The organism is Burkholderia sp. Tr-20355 (assembly GCF_017104685.1).
GTDB lineage: Bacteria > Pseudomonadota > Gammaproteobacteria > Burkholderiales > Burkholderiaceae > Burkholderia > Burkholderia seminalis.
Genome location: NZ_JAAGPK010000061.1, coordinates 1 through 14,711, shown reverse-complemented (window position 1 = coordinate 14,711; position 14,711 = coordinate 1). Strand labels below are relative to the sequence as shown.

18 protein-coding genes and 1 pseudogene are annotated in these 14,711 nt (G+C 69.1%); 3 read left to right on the top strand and 16 right to left on the bottom strand.

Annotated features, from left to right (window positions below; translation table 11 throughout):
* Window positions 1–3 precede the first annotated feature (3 nt).
* From G3N62_RS17600 to G3N62_RS17555, 10 genes are all read right to left on the bottom strand, one after another.
* On the bottom strand, window positions 4–1,008 hold the full coding sequence (locus G3N62_RS17600; RefSeq protein ID WP_034188260.1) for an ABC transporter substrate-binding protein: 1,005 nt from the start codon (window positions 1,006–1,008) through the stop codon (window positions 4–6).
* Between the two features lie 142 nt (window positions 1,009–1,150).
* On the bottom strand, window positions 1,151–1,933 hold the full coding sequence (gene fliR, locus G3N62_RS17595) for a flagellar biosynthetic protein FliR (protein ID WP_034188217.1): 783 nt from the start codon (window positions 1,931–1,933) through the stop codon (window positions 1,151–1,153).
* A 23-nt stretch (window positions 1,934–1,956) separates the two neighbouring features.
* Entirely contained in the window at window positions 1,957–2,229 is a 273-nt protein-coding gene (fliQ, locus tag G3N62_RS17590) for a flagellar biosynthesis protein FliQ (RefSeq protein WP_034188216.1), read from the bottom strand.
* Window positions 2,230–2,248: 19 nt separating this feature from the next.
* Window positions 2,249–3,010, bottom strand: a complete 762-nt coding sequence (gene fliP, locus G3N62_RS17585) for a flagellar type III secretion system pore protein FliP (RefSeq protein WP_034188215.1) — start codon at window positions 3,008–3,010, stop codon at window positions 2,249–2,251.
* A gap of 36 nt (window positions 3,011–3,046) precedes the next feature.
* Window positions 3,047–3,619: a flagellar biosynthetic protein FliO gene (fliO, locus tag G3N62_RS17580; RefSeq protein WP_034188214.1), complete on the bottom strand. Its 573-nt coding sequence runs from the start codon at window positions 3,617–3,619 to the stop codon at window positions 3,047–3,049.
* The gene (fliN, locus tag G3N62_RS17575) at window positions 3,616–4,107 is read right to left on the bottom strand and encodes a flagellar motor switch protein FliN (RefSeq protein WP_034188213.1); all 492 of its coding nucleotides are present in this window, start codon (window positions 4,105–4,107) and stop codon (window positions 3,616–3,618) included. The genes fliO and fliN overlap by 4 nt, the downstream gene beginning before the upstream one ends.
* Window positions 4,100–5,098 carry a flagellar motor switch protein FliM gene (gene fliM, locus G3N62_RS17570; RefSeq protein WP_034188212.1) on the bottom strand — a complete coding sequence of 333 codons (999 nt, stop codon included), beginning with the start codon at window positions 5,096–5,098 and terminating at the stop codon, window positions 4,100–4,102. Before fliM ends, fliN begins: the two co-directional genes overlap by 8 nt.
* 22 nt (window positions 5,099–5,120) lie before the next feature.
* Window positions 5,121–5,657, bottom strand: a complete 537-nt coding sequence (gene fliL / locus G3N62_RS17565; protein ID WP_049033962.1) for a flagellar basal body-associated protein FliL — start codon at window positions 5,655–5,657, stop codon at window positions 5,121–5,123.
* A gap of 166 nt (window positions 5,658–5,823) precedes the next feature.
* Window positions 5,824–6,546, bottom strand: a complete 723-nt coding sequence (locus G3N62_RS17560; RefSeq protein ID WP_034188210.1) for an LrgB family protein — start codon at window positions 6,544–6,546, stop codon at window positions 5,824–5,826.
* A gap of 13 nt (window positions 6,547–6,559) precedes the next feature.
* Window positions 6,560–7,021 carry a CidA/LrgA family protein gene (locus G3N62_RS17555; protein WP_206141267.1) on the bottom strand — a complete coding sequence of 154 codons (462 nt, stop codon included), beginning with the start codon at window positions 7,019–7,021 and terminating at the stop codon, window positions 6,560–6,562.
* Between the two features lie 141 nt (window positions 7,022–7,162).
* On the opposite strand from G3N62_RS17555, the gene G3N62_RS17550 reads away from it, so the two are divergent.
* Window positions 7,163–8,089 (top strand): LysR family transcriptional regulator, encoded by a 927-nt coding sequence (locus G3N62_RS17550; RefSeq protein WP_034188209.1) that lies wholly within the window; start codon window positions 7,163–7,165, stop codon window positions 8,087–8,089.
* A 27-nt stretch (window positions 8,090–8,116) separates the two neighbouring features.
* Here G3N62_RS17550 and G3N62_RS36000 read toward each other — a convergent pair.
* From G3N62_RS36000 to G3N62_RS17540, 3 genes and pseudogenes are all read right to left on the bottom strand, one after another.
* Window positions 8,117–8,227 (bottom strand): annotated as a pseudogene (locus G3N62_RS36000) (PIN domain nuclease); the annotation flags it as partial.
* Window positions 8,228–8,233: 6 nt separating this feature from the next.
* The gene (locus tag G3N62_RS17545) at window positions 8,234–9,796 is read right to left on the bottom strand and encodes a DHA2 family efflux MFS transporter permease subunit (protein ID WP_034188208.1); all 1,563 of its coding nucleotides are present in this window, start codon (window positions 9,794–9,796) and stop codon (window positions 8,234–8,236) included.
* Between the two features lie 177 nt (window positions 9,797–9,973).
* Window positions 9,974–10,459: a MarR family transcriptional regulator gene (locus tag G3N62_RS17540; protein ID WP_034188207.1), complete on the bottom strand. Its 486-nt coding sequence runs from the start codon at window positions 10,457–10,459 to the stop codon at window positions 9,974–9,976.
* 174 nt (window positions 10,460–10,633) lie between these two features.
* On the opposite strand from G3N62_RS17540, the gene G3N62_RS17535 reads away from it, so the two are divergent.
* Together G3N62_RS17535 and G3N62_RS17530 are read left to right on the top strand one after the other, a co-directional pair.
* Entirely contained in the window at window positions 10,634–10,918 is a 285-nt protein-coding gene (locus G3N62_RS17535; protein WP_080287836.1) for a multidrug ABC transporter ATPase, read from the top strand.
* 269 nt (window positions 10,919–11,187) lie between these two features.
* The gene (locus tag G3N62_RS17530; RefSeq protein WP_049030953.1) at window positions 11,188–12,729 is read left to right on the top strand and encodes an efflux transporter outer membrane subunit; all 1,542 of its coding nucleotides are present in this window, start codon (window positions 11,188–11,190) and stop codon (window positions 12,727–12,729) included.
* Between the two features lie 21 nt (window positions 12,730–12,750).
* Here G3N62_RS17530 and G3N62_RS17525 read toward each other — a convergent pair whose 3' ends face one another.
* The 3 genes from G3N62_RS17525 to gspL form a co-directional block, all read right to left on the bottom strand.
* Window positions 12,751–13,539, bottom strand: a complete 789-nt coding sequence (locus tag G3N62_RS17525; RefSeq protein ID WP_034188204.1) for a type II secretion system protein N — start codon at window positions 13,537–13,539, stop codon at window positions 12,751–12,753.
* Window positions 13,540–13,574: 35 nt separating this feature from the next.
* Window positions 13,575–14,081, bottom strand: a complete 507-nt coding sequence (locus G3N62_RS17520) for a type II secretion system protein M (RefSeq protein ID WP_034188258.1) — start codon at window positions 14,079–14,081, stop codon at window positions 13,575–13,577.
* The coding region (gene gspL / locus G3N62_RS17515) for a type II secretion system protein GspL (protein WP_206141266.1) at window positions 14,078–14,711 on the bottom strand (634 nt) is incomplete at its 5' end. The genes gspL and G3N62_RS17520, both read right to left, overlap by 4 nt.

The following is a 14,711-nucleotide window of genomic DNA, read 5'->3' as shown; positions in this document are numbered from 1 at the left end:
GCGTTACTTCGCGTTCACGAAATCGTTCGTGAAGGTGCGCGCGAGGTCGATGTGCTTGCCCTTCACCGACGGGTTGAACGCGGACAGCACCTTCAGCACGGTCGCGGGGCCGTCGGCCGGCATCCTGCCGTCGGCCGTATACATCGGCAGCGACGCCTTCAGCGCGGACACGTACAGCGCCTTGTCCTTCTGGTAGTCGGCCGGCATCTTCGCGGCGATGTCCTCGGCGCTGTGCGTGTGGATGAACTGCATCGTCTTCGCGAACGCGTGCGCGAGCTTGGTCGCTTCCGCCTTGTGCGCATCGGCCCACGCGGACTGCACGTACAGGCTCGCGGCCGGGTAGGTGCCGCCGAGCGCGGCGCGCGTGCCTTCCAGCGTGCGCAGGTCGACCAGCACCTTCGCGTCGCCCATCTTCTCGAGCGCGGACACCGTCGGCTCGGTCGTCATGCCGGCATCGATGCGGCCCTGCTTGATCGCGGCGATGAAGCTCGCGTCGGCGCCGACCGGCAGCATCGTGTACTGCGTCGACGGCACGCCGTGCTGCAGTGCAAGGTATTGCGTGAGGAAGCTCGTCGACGAGCCGAGGCCCGTCACGCCGAGCGTCTTGCCCTTCGCGTCGGCCATCGACTTGAACGTCGGCGCGGCCTTGGTCGACACCATCTCGACTTCGCCCGGCACCTGGCCGAACACGGCGATCGCCTTCACGTCCTTGCCCTTGCTCTGCAGGTCGATCGTGTGGTCGTAGAAGCCGACGACGCCCTGTACGGCGCCCGCCAGCAGCTCGTTCTCGGCGTCGACGCCGGCCGGCTGCGACAGCAGCTCGACATCGAGCCCTTCGGCCTTGAAGTAGCCGAGCTCCTGCGTGAGCCGCGCGGGCAGGTAGATCAGCTTCGCGATCCCGCCGACCATGATCGTGATCTTGCCGCCGTCGTCGGCGAAAGCGGGGTGAGCGGCAAGCGCGCAGCTCAGGCTGGCTGCCACGGCGAGGGTGCGCAGGATGGGTCGCATCGGGTCGTCTCCGTTCGTTGTATTCGTCTGGCGCGATGCGTGCTGCATCGTCACGACGAGTATAGGGACGCGAAACCTTCCGCTACCTTTCGCGGGCCGGCGATTCCTTTAGGGGTTTTCCAGCAACGGGAGCCGGATGCGGCTAGCGCCAGCCGGTCAGCGTCCGCCCCATCGCATCGAGCCCCATGTCGAACAGGTGCGACACGAACGGCACGAGGTTCGGGATCATCAGTTGCACGAGCAACAGCCCGACGAGCATCGTGACGGGGAAGCCGACCTGGAATACGCCGATCTGCGGCGCCGCGCGGTTCAGGATGCCGAGCGCGAGGTTCGCGATCAGCAGCGCGGTGACGACCGGCAGCGCGAGCAGCAGCCCCATCTCGAACACGGTCGCGCCGAACGCGGCGAGCGTGCGCCAGCCGGGCGCGTGCAGCAGGTCGGCCGACACCGGCAGCGACTGGAACGATGCGGCGAGCGCCGCGAACACCTGCAGGTGGCCGTCCACCGCGAGGAACGCGAGCATCGCGATCGCGTTCAGGAAGCGGCCCAGCACCGGTGTCGCCCCGTTCGAATGCGGATCGAAGAAAGTCGCGAAACCGAGCCCCATCGACAGCCCGATGAAGTCGCCGGCCGCCTCGACGGCCGCGAACACGAGCTGCATCGTGAAGCCCATCGCGATGCCGATCAGGAACTGCGTGACGACGATCCAGATGCCCTGCGCGGAGAACACGGTGACGTCCGGCATCGCGCCGAGCGTCGGCGCGACGACCAGCGCCATGAACGCGGCAATGCCGATCTTCACGCGCACGGGCACCGACGCGTGGCCGACGACGGGCGCCGTCGCGACGAGCGCGAGCATCCGCACGAACGGCCACAGGAAGGCGGTGAGCCAGCCGTTGAGCTGCGCGTAGGTAACCGAGAACATGGCCGCCGGGCGGTGCGCGCGGCTCAGCCGGCGCCGAGCGTCGCGACGTGCAGCAGCGTCTGGCGCAGGTAGTCGAGCATCGTCGTCAGCATCCACGGGCCGGCGATCACGAGCGTCGCGGCGACCGCGAGCAGCTTCGGGATGAACGACAGCGTCGATTCGTTGATCTGCGTCGCGGCCTGGAACAGGCTCACGACGAGGCCGACCACGAGCGCGACCAGCAGCAGCGGGGCCGCGAGCAGCAGGCCGATCATCATCGCCTGGTGCGCGAGGGTCATCACTTGTTCGGGCGTCATCGCGCGAATCCTCCGCCGCTTAGGTGAAGCTCTGCGCGAGCGAGCCGATCAGCAACTGCCAGCCGTCGACCAGCACGAACAGCATCAGCTTGAACGGCAGCGACACGGTGGACGGCGACACCATCATCATCCCCATCGACATCAGCACGCTCGCGACGACCATGTCGATGATCAGGAACGGGATGAAGACCGTGAAGCCGATCTGGAAGCCGGTCTTCAGTTCGCTCGTGACGAACGCGGGCACCAGCAGCGACAGCGGCACGTCCTCGGGGCCCTGCATCGGCGCGGCCTTCGAGATCTTCGCGAACAGCGCGAGGTCGGTCTCGCGGGTCTGCTTCAGCATGAAGGTCTTGAACGGCGCGACGCCGCGCTGCACGGCCTGCTCCATCGGCATCGAGCCGTCGGAGAACGGCTTGTAGCCGTCGTTGTACGCACGGTCGAGCACCGGCGACATCACGAAGAAGGTGAGGAACATCGCGAGGCCGACGAGCACCTGGTTCGGCGGCGTCGTCGCGGTGCCGAGCGCCTGGCGCAGCAGCGACAGCACGATGATGATGCGCGTGAAGCTCGTCATCATCAGCAGCATCGCCGGCAGGAACGACAGCATCGTGAGCAGCAGCATCGTCTGCACGCTCAGCGAATAGGTGGTGCCGCCGTGCGGGCCCGGGCTCGCGTTGAACGCGGGCAGGCCGTTCGCCTGCGCGCAGGCGAGCGCCGGGGCGAGGCAGAGGATCAGCACGGGCGCGACGCGCGCCGCGCGACGCAGGAATGCGTGTTTCATCGGAATGCGGAGACGGAAAGAGGGCGCGGCGCCATGTCAGCGGTCCTTGCCGCGACCGAGGCGCTTCACGGCTTCGCCCGCGAGCGCGTCGCGGAACCGCGAGCCGAACGTGCCGGGCAGGCCGCCGTCGGACGGGTTGCCGCCGGCGGGCGCGTCGGCCGAAGCCGGCGCCGTTGCAGTGGCCGAAGCCGAGCCGGCCGGCAGCGAATGCAGCAGGCGCACGTTGCCCGGCGCGACGCCGAGCACGAGCCAGGTGTCGCCGATCTCGACGATCGTCGCGTTTTCCTTCGCGCCGACCGCGACGCTCGACACGACTTTCAGTGGGCCGCCGCGCCGCGCGGGCTGGAAGCCGAAGCGGCGCGCGAGCCATGCGCATGCGAACACGAGGCCGATCACGACCGCGAGCCCGACGAGCGTCTGCAGCACCGCGCCGATGCCGAGCGACGGCGCGGCCGAGCCGACCATCACGCTCGATGCGATCGAGCCGGCATGGTTCACCGCGTTCATGTCGGCGGCCCCGGCCGGCGTGCACGCGAGCGATGCGGCGACGGCAGGCGCCGCCGCTGCAATCGCGTTGCGCACGCGGCGGCCGGGCTTCACGACGGTCATCGATTCAGCTTCCGGATGCGTTCGGCCGGCGTGATGATGTCGGTCAGGCGGATGCCGAACTTGTCGTTGACGACCACGACCTCGCCCTGCGCGATCAGGCAGCCGTTCACGAGCACGTCCATCGGCTCGCCGGCGAGGCCGTCGAGCTCGACGACGGAACCCTGCGCGAGCTGCAACAGGTTGCGGATCGCGATCTTCGTGCGGCCGAGCTCCACGGTCATCTTGACCGGGATGTCGAGGATCATCTCGATGTCGTTGTGCGTCGAGCTCGCGGCGGCCTTCGACAGCGGCTGGAACACGCCGGCGCCCGTCGCGCCCGCCTGCACCGGCTGCTGGTTCTGCTCGGCGAGTGCGGCCGCCCAGTCGTCCAGGCCGGGATCTTCCTCCGCCGCGGCCGGGGCCGCCTGCGCGTCGCCGGCCGAAGCCGCGAGGGCCGCGTCGGCCATCGCCTGGATGTCGTCGTCGGGCGTCTGGTTCAGCTCACTCATATCCACCTTCCTTCATCGTATCGCCCGCGCTGATCATCTTCTGCACGCGCAATGCGTATTGACCATTGAAAATTCCGTAGCCGCATTCCATCACCGGCACGCCGTCGACCTTCGCGGTGATCGTGTCCTCGATCTCCAGCGGCAGCACGTCGCCCGCGCGCAGGTTCAGGATCTTCTCGAAGGTCGACGAGATCTCGGCGAGATTCGCGGTCAGCTCGACCTCGGCGGCCTGCACCTGCTGCGACAGCACGCGCACCCAGCGGCGGTCGACTTCGAGCGCCTCGCCCTGGATCGGCGACGCGAGCACGTCGCGGATCGGCTCGACCATCGAATACGGCATGCAGATGTGCAGCGTGCCGCCCGTCGGCCCGAACTCGATCGAGAACTGCGTGACGATCACGATCTCGTTCGGCGTCGCGACGTTCGCGAACTGCGTGTGCATTTCCGAGCGCACGAATTCGAACTGCAGCGGCCGCACGCTCTTCCATGCGGTCGTGTAGTGCTCGAACACGAGGTTCAGCAGCTTGCCGATGATCCGCTGCTCGGTGGCCGTGAAGTCGCGGCCCTCGACGCGCGTGTGGAAGCGCCCGTCGCCGCCGAACAGGTTGTCGACGACGAAGAACACGAGGTTCGGGTCGAACACGAACAGCGACGTGCCGCGCAGCGGCTTCACGTGCACCAGGTTCAGGTTCGTCGGGATCGGCAGGTTGCGGGTGAACTCGCTGTACTTCTGCACCTTCACCTGGCTGACGGAGATTTCCGCCGTGCGCCGCATGAAGTTGAAGATGCCGATCCGCAGCAGGCGCGCGAAGCGGTCGTTGATGATCTCGAGGCCGGGCATCCGGCCGCGGACGATCCGCTCCTGCGTCGCGATGTTGTAGGGGCGGACGCCCGATGTGTCGCGCTGCTCGTCGACCGAATCGGCTTCGCCCGTGACGCCCTTGAGGAGGGCATCGACCTCCTCCTGGGACATGAACTCCTGGTGACCCATACGCGCTCCTTTGGCGGCCGCGTTACTGGACGACGAATTCGGTGAACAGCACGTCGTCGACCTTCGCGCGCTGGTTGCCCGGCTGCGTCGGCTGCTCGATCAGGTCCCGCAGTTCCTTCGCGAGCGAGCGTTTGCCGTCCGGCGTCGCGAGTTCCTCGGGATGCTTGTTCGACAGCGCGAGCAGGATCCGGCTGCGGATCTCCGGCATCCGCGCGGTCAGTTGCTCCTGCGCCTTCGGATCGGTGAGCTTCAGCGACAGGCCGACGCGCAGGTAGTGCTGCATGCCGTCGTCGGACTGCAGGTTCACGGTCAGCGGGTCGAGCGGGAAGAACACCGGCGCGGCCAGCGGCGGCGGCTCGGCCGGCGCGCTCGCATGGCCGACGCCCGCCTTGCTCAGGAACACGTACATGCCGCCGGCGGCGGCGGCGGCCGCGCCCAGCGCGATGACGGCGATGAGCGCGATGCGCTTGAACTTGCCGGACGAAGCCGGCTTGTCGGCGGTCGGGTTTGCAGTCGTGGAGGCCATGTGAATGCGTGCGTGATGTCTCGTAGCATGCATTGTTCGGCATCCGGGCCGAGCCCGATGGGCGGAAAAGAGGGGGGATTTGCGGCTATCTCAGCCGATTGTCGGCCGGGTGTCGGCCGGATGCTGGGCAGCGGGGCCGGCGGAGCGCGGCGGGACGGCGCGCCGGGCGGGCGTCGGCCGGCCGGCCGGCGCGGGGGTGTCAGATCGGCAGCAGCGTGAGCAGCGGCGCGATCAGCACCATCGCGACGCCCGCGATCATCATCGTCAGGCTCGACACGACGCCTTCCTCGCTGCCGATCTCGCGCGCCTTCGCGGTGCCCACGCCGTGGGCGGCCGCGCCGAACAGCGCGCCGCGCGCGAGCCGGGTGCGCATCGGCACGAGTGCGAGCACGAGCTCGCCGAGCAGCATCCCGCAGAGGCCGGTCGCGATCACGAAGAGGGCCGTGAGGTCCTTCGGCGCGTGGATCTTGTCCGACACGGCGAGCGCGAACGGCGTCGACACCGAGCGCGTCATCAGCGAGCGCTGCAGCTCGGGCGACAGGTGCAGCAGCTTCGCGAGCAGCAGCGACCCGCATACGCCCGCGGTGATCCCGACCGCGACGCCGACCGACAGCGACAGCCAGTGGCGGCGGATCAGGTCGCGATATTCATAGATCGGCACCGCGAACGCGATCGTCGCCGGCCCGAGCAGCCACATCAGCCAGCGCGTATCGCGGAAGTAGACCGAATAAGGGATGCCGGTCAGCAGCACCAGCAGCACCAGCACGCCCGGCACGAACACGAGCGGCGAGAACAGCAGCGTCTTCTTGTACGCATAGAGCCGCTTCGACACGAAGTACAGCACGACCGTCAGCACGAAGCAGCCGAGGGAGATCGCGGTGTTCACGCGGTCGGCGGGCAGGTTCGATAGCGCGGCGAGCATGGTCGGCTCCGGCTCAGTGCGCGGACACGGCGCTCAGGCGCGCGCGGCGGCGTTCGGCGAACACGCGCTGCGCGGCGAACCGGCGTTCGAGCTTTGCGGCGAGATCGACCGCGACGGCCACCGCCACCATCACGAACGCGGTGCCGGCGAGCATCACCAGCGCGATGCGCCAGCCGTCCTCGCGGAACAGCCCGCCGTACTGCACGGCCGCGACGGCGGCCGGCACGAAGAACAGCAGCATGTCGGACAGCAGCCAGTTCGCGCCGTCCTTCACCCACGCGGGCGCGACGCGGCCCGAGAACAGCAGCACGAGGAGCACCGCGAGGCCGATCACGCCGGACGGAATCGGCAGGCCGACCTTGCGCACGGCCCAGTCGACGGCCATCCACAGCGCGCCGAGCGCGGCGGCCTGCAGCGCGATCCGGCCCGTATGCGCAAGGCTGCCGGAAGCGGCAGCGGCGGTCGGCTTGGTCATGGCGGGCTCCATACGGAATAGTGCGTCGATGGTGTGAGTATAGGGTTTCCCCTAACCATAAATAAAATGACTTGTCTCTATCCTTATCATTCCAATTCGGAATTCGGTTTGGGCTTTCCGCACCAATTTGGGGAGATGTCGATGGAATTGCGCGCGCTGCGGTACTTCGTCGAGGTGGTTCGCCAGCAGAGCTTCACGGCGGCGGCCGACAAGCTGTTCGTCACGCAGCCGACCATCAGCAAGATGGTGAAGGCGCTCGAGGACGAGATCGGTTCGCCGCTGCTGCTGCGCGACGGCCGCCAGATGGTGCTGACCGATGCGGGGCGGATCGTGTTCCAGCGCGGCCAGGACGTGCTCGCCGCGCAGGCGCAGCTGCAGTCGGAGCTGAACGATCTCGGCACGCTCGGCCGCGGCGAGCTGACGATCGGCATCCCGCCGCTCGGCGGCTCGCTGTTCACGCCGATCATCGCCGCATACAAGCAGCGCTATCCGAACATCGAGCTGAAGCTGTTCGAACAGGGCGCACGGATGATCGAGGCCGCGCTCACGTCGGGCGAGCTGGAGCTCGGTGGGTTGCTGGAACCGGTCGATCCCGGCACGTTCGAGCGGCTGCCGATGGTGCGCGCGCCGCTGTGGCTCGTCGCGCCGCGCGAGTCGCGCTGGGAGGACCACGCGGCCGTGCCGCTCGCCGACCTGGCGCGCGAGTCGTTCGTGTTCTATGCGGAGAGCCTCGCGCTGCACGACGCGGTGCTCGATGCGTGCCGGCAGGCGGGCTTCACGCCGTCGATCGTGAGCCGCAGCGGCCACTGGGATTTCATGGCCGCGCTCGTGCATGCGGGCGTCGGCATCGCGCTGCTGCCCGAGCCGTATTGCCGGCGGCTCGACGTGGGCCAGTTCACGTGCCGGCCGATCGTCGAGCCGGAAATCACGTGGGCGATCGCGCTCGGCTGGCTGAAGAAGGGCTACCTGTCGCACGCGGCGCGTGCGTGGCTCGACGTCGCTCGGGCGACGCTGCCGATCGCGCCCGGCGACGATCTGGCGTTCGGCGGGCTGCGGGCGCGGGAGTGACGGCCGGCCCTGCGTGCGGCGCGATCGGACGTGTCGAATCGGGCCCGGATACCGGGCCACCGTGGGGTCGTGCGTGAGTCGCGTGATGCCTTCCGAAGCCGCCTGGGCAACCAGCAGCCGGTCGAACGGGTCGCGATGCCGCCCTCAGTGCCCCATCGCCGGCCCCGCGCCCTTCCTCGGTTTCGTGATCCACACGAGCGCCGCCAGCGCGATGAACATCACCGCCGACAGGTGGAAGAAGTCGTTGGTGGCCATCATGAAGCCCTGCTGCGTGACGAGCTGGTTGAGCTGCGCGTTGGCCGTCTGCCCGACGATGCCGAGCTGCGCGAGCGCGCCCTGGTAGTCGGTCGTGTTCTGCGCGTAGATGCTCACCGATTCCGACAGCCGCGCATGATGGTAGATCGCGTCGTTCTCCCAGAACGTCGAGCTGGCCGCGGTGCCGATTGCGCCGGACAGCGTGCGCAGGAAGTTCGACAGCCCCGACGCGCTCGCGAGCCGCTCGTCGGAGATGCTCGACAGCGTGATCGTCGTCATCGGCACGAAGAAGCACGCGACGCCGATCCCCTGCACGAGCCGCGGCAGGATCACGTGGTTGAACGGCACGTCGAGCGTGAACGTCGCGTTCCACAGCGACACGCCCGCGAACACGATGAACGCGAAGCTCGCGACCATCCGCAGGTCGAGCCGGTGCATGTTGCGGCCGATCAGCGGCGACAGCACGAGCGCGAGCAGCCCGACGGGCGCGGTCGCGAGGCCGGCCTTGCCGGCCGTGTAGCCCATCACGGTCTGCAGCCACAGCGGGAAGATCACGACCGAGCCGAAGAACGCCATGAAGCCGAACGAGATGATCAGCGCACCGAGCGCGAAGTTGCGGTCCTTGAAGAGCGACAGGTCGACCACCGGCTCCTTCTCGGTCGCCTCCCACACGAGCATGAACGCGAGCGACACGACCGCGATCAGCGCGAGCGCGACGATGAACGACGAGTTGAACCAGTCGCGGTCCTTGCCGAGGTCGAGCATCATCTGCAGGCACGACACGCCGATCACGAGCAGCGCGAGGCCGATCGCGTCGATCCGCTGCTTTGACGTCTTCGTCTCGCGGCCGCGCAGCAGGAAATACGCGCAGGCCGCGGAGAAGACGCCGATCGGCAGGTTGATGTAGAAGATCCACGGCCACGTGTAGTTGTCGCTGATCCAGCCGCCCAGCAACGGGCCGAAGATCGGCGCGACGATCACCGTCATCGCCCATAGCCCGAGCGCGAGCCCGCGCTTCGCGGGCGGGTAGCTGCGCATCAGGATCGTCTGCGACAGCGGCACCATCGGCCCCGACACGAGGCCTTGCAGCAGCCGGAACGCGATCAGCGTCTCGAAGTTGGTCGCGAAGCCGCACAGCGCCGACGCGATCGTGAACGCGAGCACCGACAGCGTGAACAGCCGCACCTCGCCGACCCGCCGCGCGAGCCAGCCGGTGAGCGGCACCGCGATCGCGGACGCGACCGAATACGACGAGATCACCCACGTGCCTTCGCTGGTCGCGACACCGAGGCTGCCCGAGATGGTCGGCACCGCGACGTTCGCGATCGACGTGTCGAGCACTTCCATGAAGGTGCCGAGCGCGAGCCCGATGGTGAGCAGCGCGAGCGTCCCGCCGGACAGCGGCGCGGGTTCGGCGGCGGGGGAGGCGGCGGATGCCGTGGTGGCGGACATCGGAATCTCCTAGAGGTGGCGCGCACGACGCGCCGGCACAACGCACGGGCGTGCGACGCAGCGCAACCCGGCCGGGTGGAACGAAAAAGGGGAAAAGCGCAGCGCGTGTCCTGTCATCTTCTGCCCAGACAGAGAAATAAGCGAATGCTTAACCTAGACATGGGGCCTCCGCGCGCGTCAGGCGTCTTCGTCGGGTTTCGGGCAGCCGGTCGAGCCGGGCCCGTTGGCGATGAAGCGCTGCAGCAGGCCGGTGAGCGTCGCGAGTTCGTCGGCCGAGAAGCCGTCGAGCTGTGCGTTGAGCACGGTCGCGACCAGCGACGGCAGCGCGCGGGCCGCGTCGGCGCCGCGCTCGGTCAGCGTCAGCTCGATCATCCGGCGATCCTGCTCGCTGCGCGAGCGGGCGATCAGCCCCTTGCGTTCGAGCCGGTCGAGCATGCGCGTCATCGAGCCGCTGTCGTACGACATCTTGCGCGACAGCTCGAACGGCGTGCGCGCATAACCGCGCGACAGCAGCAGGATCACGCCGATCTGCTGCGCGGTGAGGTCGAGCGGCTCGAGCGCGCGATCCATCCGCTCGACGAGCGCCTGCTTCGCCTTCGACAGGTAATAGCCGAGGCTCGTTTCCAGCGCGATGTTCTCGGGATCGTAGAGGCCGCCGGTCATACGATTGCGCGCGCAGCAATAGTGCGTTTCAGGTTAAAACGCGCCCAGTATCTTGAAAAATGATTGCTTAGTCAATATTATTTGAGGCAACCAGTTACGACGTGCATGTTGCACTGCCGGAGACTATGTTCTGACCGATGCGCCCGCGCTGCCGGGCACCCGAGGATGTTCGCGATGCTGTTCCTGAAAAATGCCGCCGGCGCGCTGCGCCGCAACCTGACCGATACCGCTCATCATGTGTTTTCCGGGCCGCACCGCGGCTGGAAGATCGCGCTGTACGTGACGATGCTGGTCGTGCCGGGCGGCTCGCTCGCGGCGCTCGGGTTCGCCTGGTTCGATCATCGCCGGCAGCGCAACGCGAAGGGCGGCGCCCGCCGCACGAGCCAGCCGGCCGCCACGGAGCCGTCGACATGGCGCGCCGCCGCTGAGCCCATCCCGGTGCCGGCGCGCTGCCACTGACGTCGCCCCGCCCCCGTTTTCCCGTCTGATCCGGCCGGGCGCCCGCCGCGCCACGCGTGGCCGGCGCCGCACGCCCGTCTTCCCGCAAGCGATCCGTAATGGCCGGTAAACCGGCCGGCCGCGCCGGTAACACAATCCGGCCCGCGCGCACCGTACCCTTAGGGCTGCGCGGCTTCCCCGCCGTCAGTTACCATTTGTCCGCCAGCGGCATGACGACCGCATCGCGCGACGCCGCTCGCCGGCCGTCACGCCCAGACAGGAAAACCACCATGCCGTACGCCTCCCTCCCGCGCGCCCTTCGCCCGCTGAGCGCCGCCGTCGCCGTCGCGACGGCCGTGCTGCTCGCCGGCTGCGCCGTCGGGCCCGACTACCACCGGCCCGACACGTCGATTCCCGCAGCCTTCAAGGAAGCGCCGGCCGGCTGGAAGGTCGCGCAACCGGCCGACCGCACCGACCGCGGCCCGTGGTGGACGGTCTACAACGATCCGCAGCTCGACGCGCTGATCGGCAAGCTCAACGCCTCGAACCAGACCATCGCGCAATCGGCGGCCGCCTACCGGCAGGCACGCGCGCTCGTCACCGAAGCCCGCGCCGCGTATTTCCCGACGGTCGGGCTGACCGCGTCGGGCTCGCGCGCCCGCACGCCGCGCACGTCGGTGTCCTCGGGCTCGTCGAGTTTCGGCAGCGGGTCGTCCGGGTCGATCAACAACAGCTACAGCGTCGGCCTCGATGCGAGCTGGGAGCCCGACCTGTGGGGCAAGGTGAGCCGCACCGTCAGCGCGCAGCGCGCCGGCGAAGCGGCGGCGGCGGCCGATCTCGCGAACGCGCGGCTGTCGCAGCAGGCGCTGCTCGCGCAGACCTATTTCCAGCTGCGCACGTCCGACGCGCTGCAAAAGCTGCTCGACGACACCGTGAAGTCGTACGAACAGTCGCTGAAGCTCACGCAGAACCAGTACGCGCAGGGCGTCGCCGCGCGCGCCGACGTGATCCAGGCGCAGACGCAGCTGCAGAGCGCGCAGGCCGCGCAGATCGACAATGGCGTCGCGCGCGCGCAGTACGAGCACGCGATCGCGACGCTGATCGGCGAACCGGCGTCGACCTTCTCGCTGCCGCCGAACCCGCTCGCGGCCGAACCGCCGATCACGCCGGTCGACGTGCCGTCCACGATCCTCGAACGCCGGCCGGACATCGCGGCGGCCGAACGCCGCGCGGCGGCCGCGAACGAGCAGATCGGCGTCGCGATCGCGGCGTTCTTCCCCACGCTCACGCTGTCGGCCACCGGCGGCTTCCAGAGCTCGGTGTGGTCGCAGCTGTTCACGCTGCCGGCGCGTTTCTGGACGGTCGGCCCGCAGCTCGCGGCCACGCTGTTCGATGCCGGGCTGCGCGCCGCGCAGACCGATGCCGCGCGCGCGACCTACGACCAGGATGTCGCCGCGTATCGCCTCGCGGTGCTCACCGCCTTCCAGGACGTCGAGGACAACCTCGCGTCGCAGCGCATCCTCGCGCAGGAAATCGACGTGCAGCGGCAGGCCGTCGACAGCGCCGAACACTCGCTCGCGATCGTCACGAACCAGTACAAGGCCGGCACGGTCGCGTACCTGAACGTGCTGACCGCGCAGACCACCGCGTTCACCGCGCAGCAGAAGCTCGCGACGATCGCCGGCCAGCGGATGGTGTCGTCGGTCGGGCTCGTGAAGGCGCTCGGCGGCGGTTGGGACGTGTCGGACCTCGCGCGCGAGAACGGCGGCATGGCGGCGCCGGCCCCCCTGCCGGCATCCGGCGCGGCCGCGACGCCGCTCGCGCAGAAGTAAGGGCAGCGGGCGACGCGCGCGTCAGCGCTGCGCGTCGCCGAAGATCAGCGACACCGCGTTGTTGCCGATCGGGTGGCCGAGCAGGTTCAGCAGCCCGGCGAGGTTCGCCTGCTGCTCGGGCGCCGCATGCGCGGTGCCGCGGAACGATCCCTGGCCGGGGCCGAAGCTGCCGTGGCCGTCGAGAAACAGCGGGCCCTGCGTCGTCGACAGGTCGAGATCGGCGCCCGCGCCCTTCGCCTGCAGCACCGCGCGGTACGAACCGAGCGGCTTCACGCGCGACACGCGCGAACTCATCGAGTCGATCGTCACCGTCAGCTGGCCGAACGCGTTGCTGCCGAACAGGCGCCAGTCGCTCCAGCCGATCCGCACGTCGCCCTGCAGGTCGAGCGTGTTGAACGGCGTGCCGAGCCCCGCGAGCAGCGATGCGGGCACGGCCATCGTGCCCGCCGACAGCACCGCGCCGCGCCATGTCGCATCGAGCGTCACGGCATCGGGCATCGCCTCGGTCTGCCGCATGCGCATCTGCACGCGCCCCGTCAGCAGCGGCCAGAAGCGCGTGGTCCATTCGACCCGGCCCGGCAGCAGCGTCGCCGCGCTCTGGTCGGCGCCCGGCGCGAGCATCAGCGTGCCCGAGCCGTGCCACAGCGACCCGTCCGGGTCGACGAGATTCACGTGTCCGCCGGTCGCGCGCGCGAACTGCGGCGCGATCCATGCCGCCGGCGCGAGCGCGACGAGCGTCACCGCCGTCGCCAACCCGCCCGCCAGTGCCCACGGCAATACGGCGGCGAGCCGTCTGATCCCCGGCCTCATCGGCCGACCGCCGCTTGCGTCATCCACTGCGTCATTTATTTCTGTACGGAAGGTTGCATCACGGCCGTCAGGTCGACCTGGCCGTCGTCCTTCAGCGCGGTCGCGTGCGCCTCGCCGACCTGCACCTTGAACTGCCGGCGCGCATCGTCGAGCCACTGCGTCCACGCCGGGAACGACACGTTCTTCATCTGCACCTGCACGCCGTTACCGACGATCTGCACCTGCGCCCCCTGCAGCCCGTGATCGGACAACGACGCGGTCAGCGCGTCCTTCAGCGCGAGGCCGGTCGGCGCGACGCCCTGCGCGGCGGCCGCCAGCGACTTCGCCTCGTTCGCCTGCGCGGTCATCTGCGCGAGTTCGTGACGCATCGCCGGCAGCTCCCGCTGGATTCGTGCGCGGCCTTCCTGCGCGGGCGACCACAGCACCGAATACGCGATCGCAACGGCCAGCACGGCGCCGCCCCAGCCGAGCAGCATCTTCTCGCGCGGCGAGCGCTCACCCCAGAACTGGGCCAGCGTCTGGTTCAGTTGTTCGGTTTTCATGAGCGGCTCCGGATCGTCCATTTGCCCGTGTTGCTGTCGACTTCGCCGGACAGTCCGTTGCGCGCGAGGCGCTGCGTGAAATCGGGATCGACCTTGACCTCAGGCTTGAAGCCGACGTCGAGCCGCCGGTCGTGATAGTCGAGCGACGCGATGCCGTTCAGCGGCAGCGCGCCCATCGAACGCGACAGCCCGCTCGCCAGCGCGAGGAAATCGTTCGGCGACAGCTCGCCGGCCGCCAGGCGAAGCTGGTCGAGCTGGCGCTGCATCTGCGCGGGCGGATCGAGCACCGTCGTCGTCTTCGGGAACGCGGACAGCAGCGTTTCGGTGATCTGCGCGGACAGCGCATCGCGCTCGCGCGACAGCTTCCACCAGTGCAGGTTCATGCCGATCACCGCGACGCCGAGCGTCGCCGCGAGGAGCGCGAGCGGCACGCGCAGCCGCTTCACCGTCGCGCGGTCGAAGCGCCACGGCTGCGACTCGAATTCGAACTGGCACAGATCGAACTTCTCGGTGAGCGCGCGGCGCGCGAACGTGTCGAACGGCAGCGGGGCGGCGCCGGGCAGCAGCGCCGCGTCGGACCGGCCGACCGACGCGAGCCGCGGCTCCGCACCCGGTTCGCCGAGTTCGTAA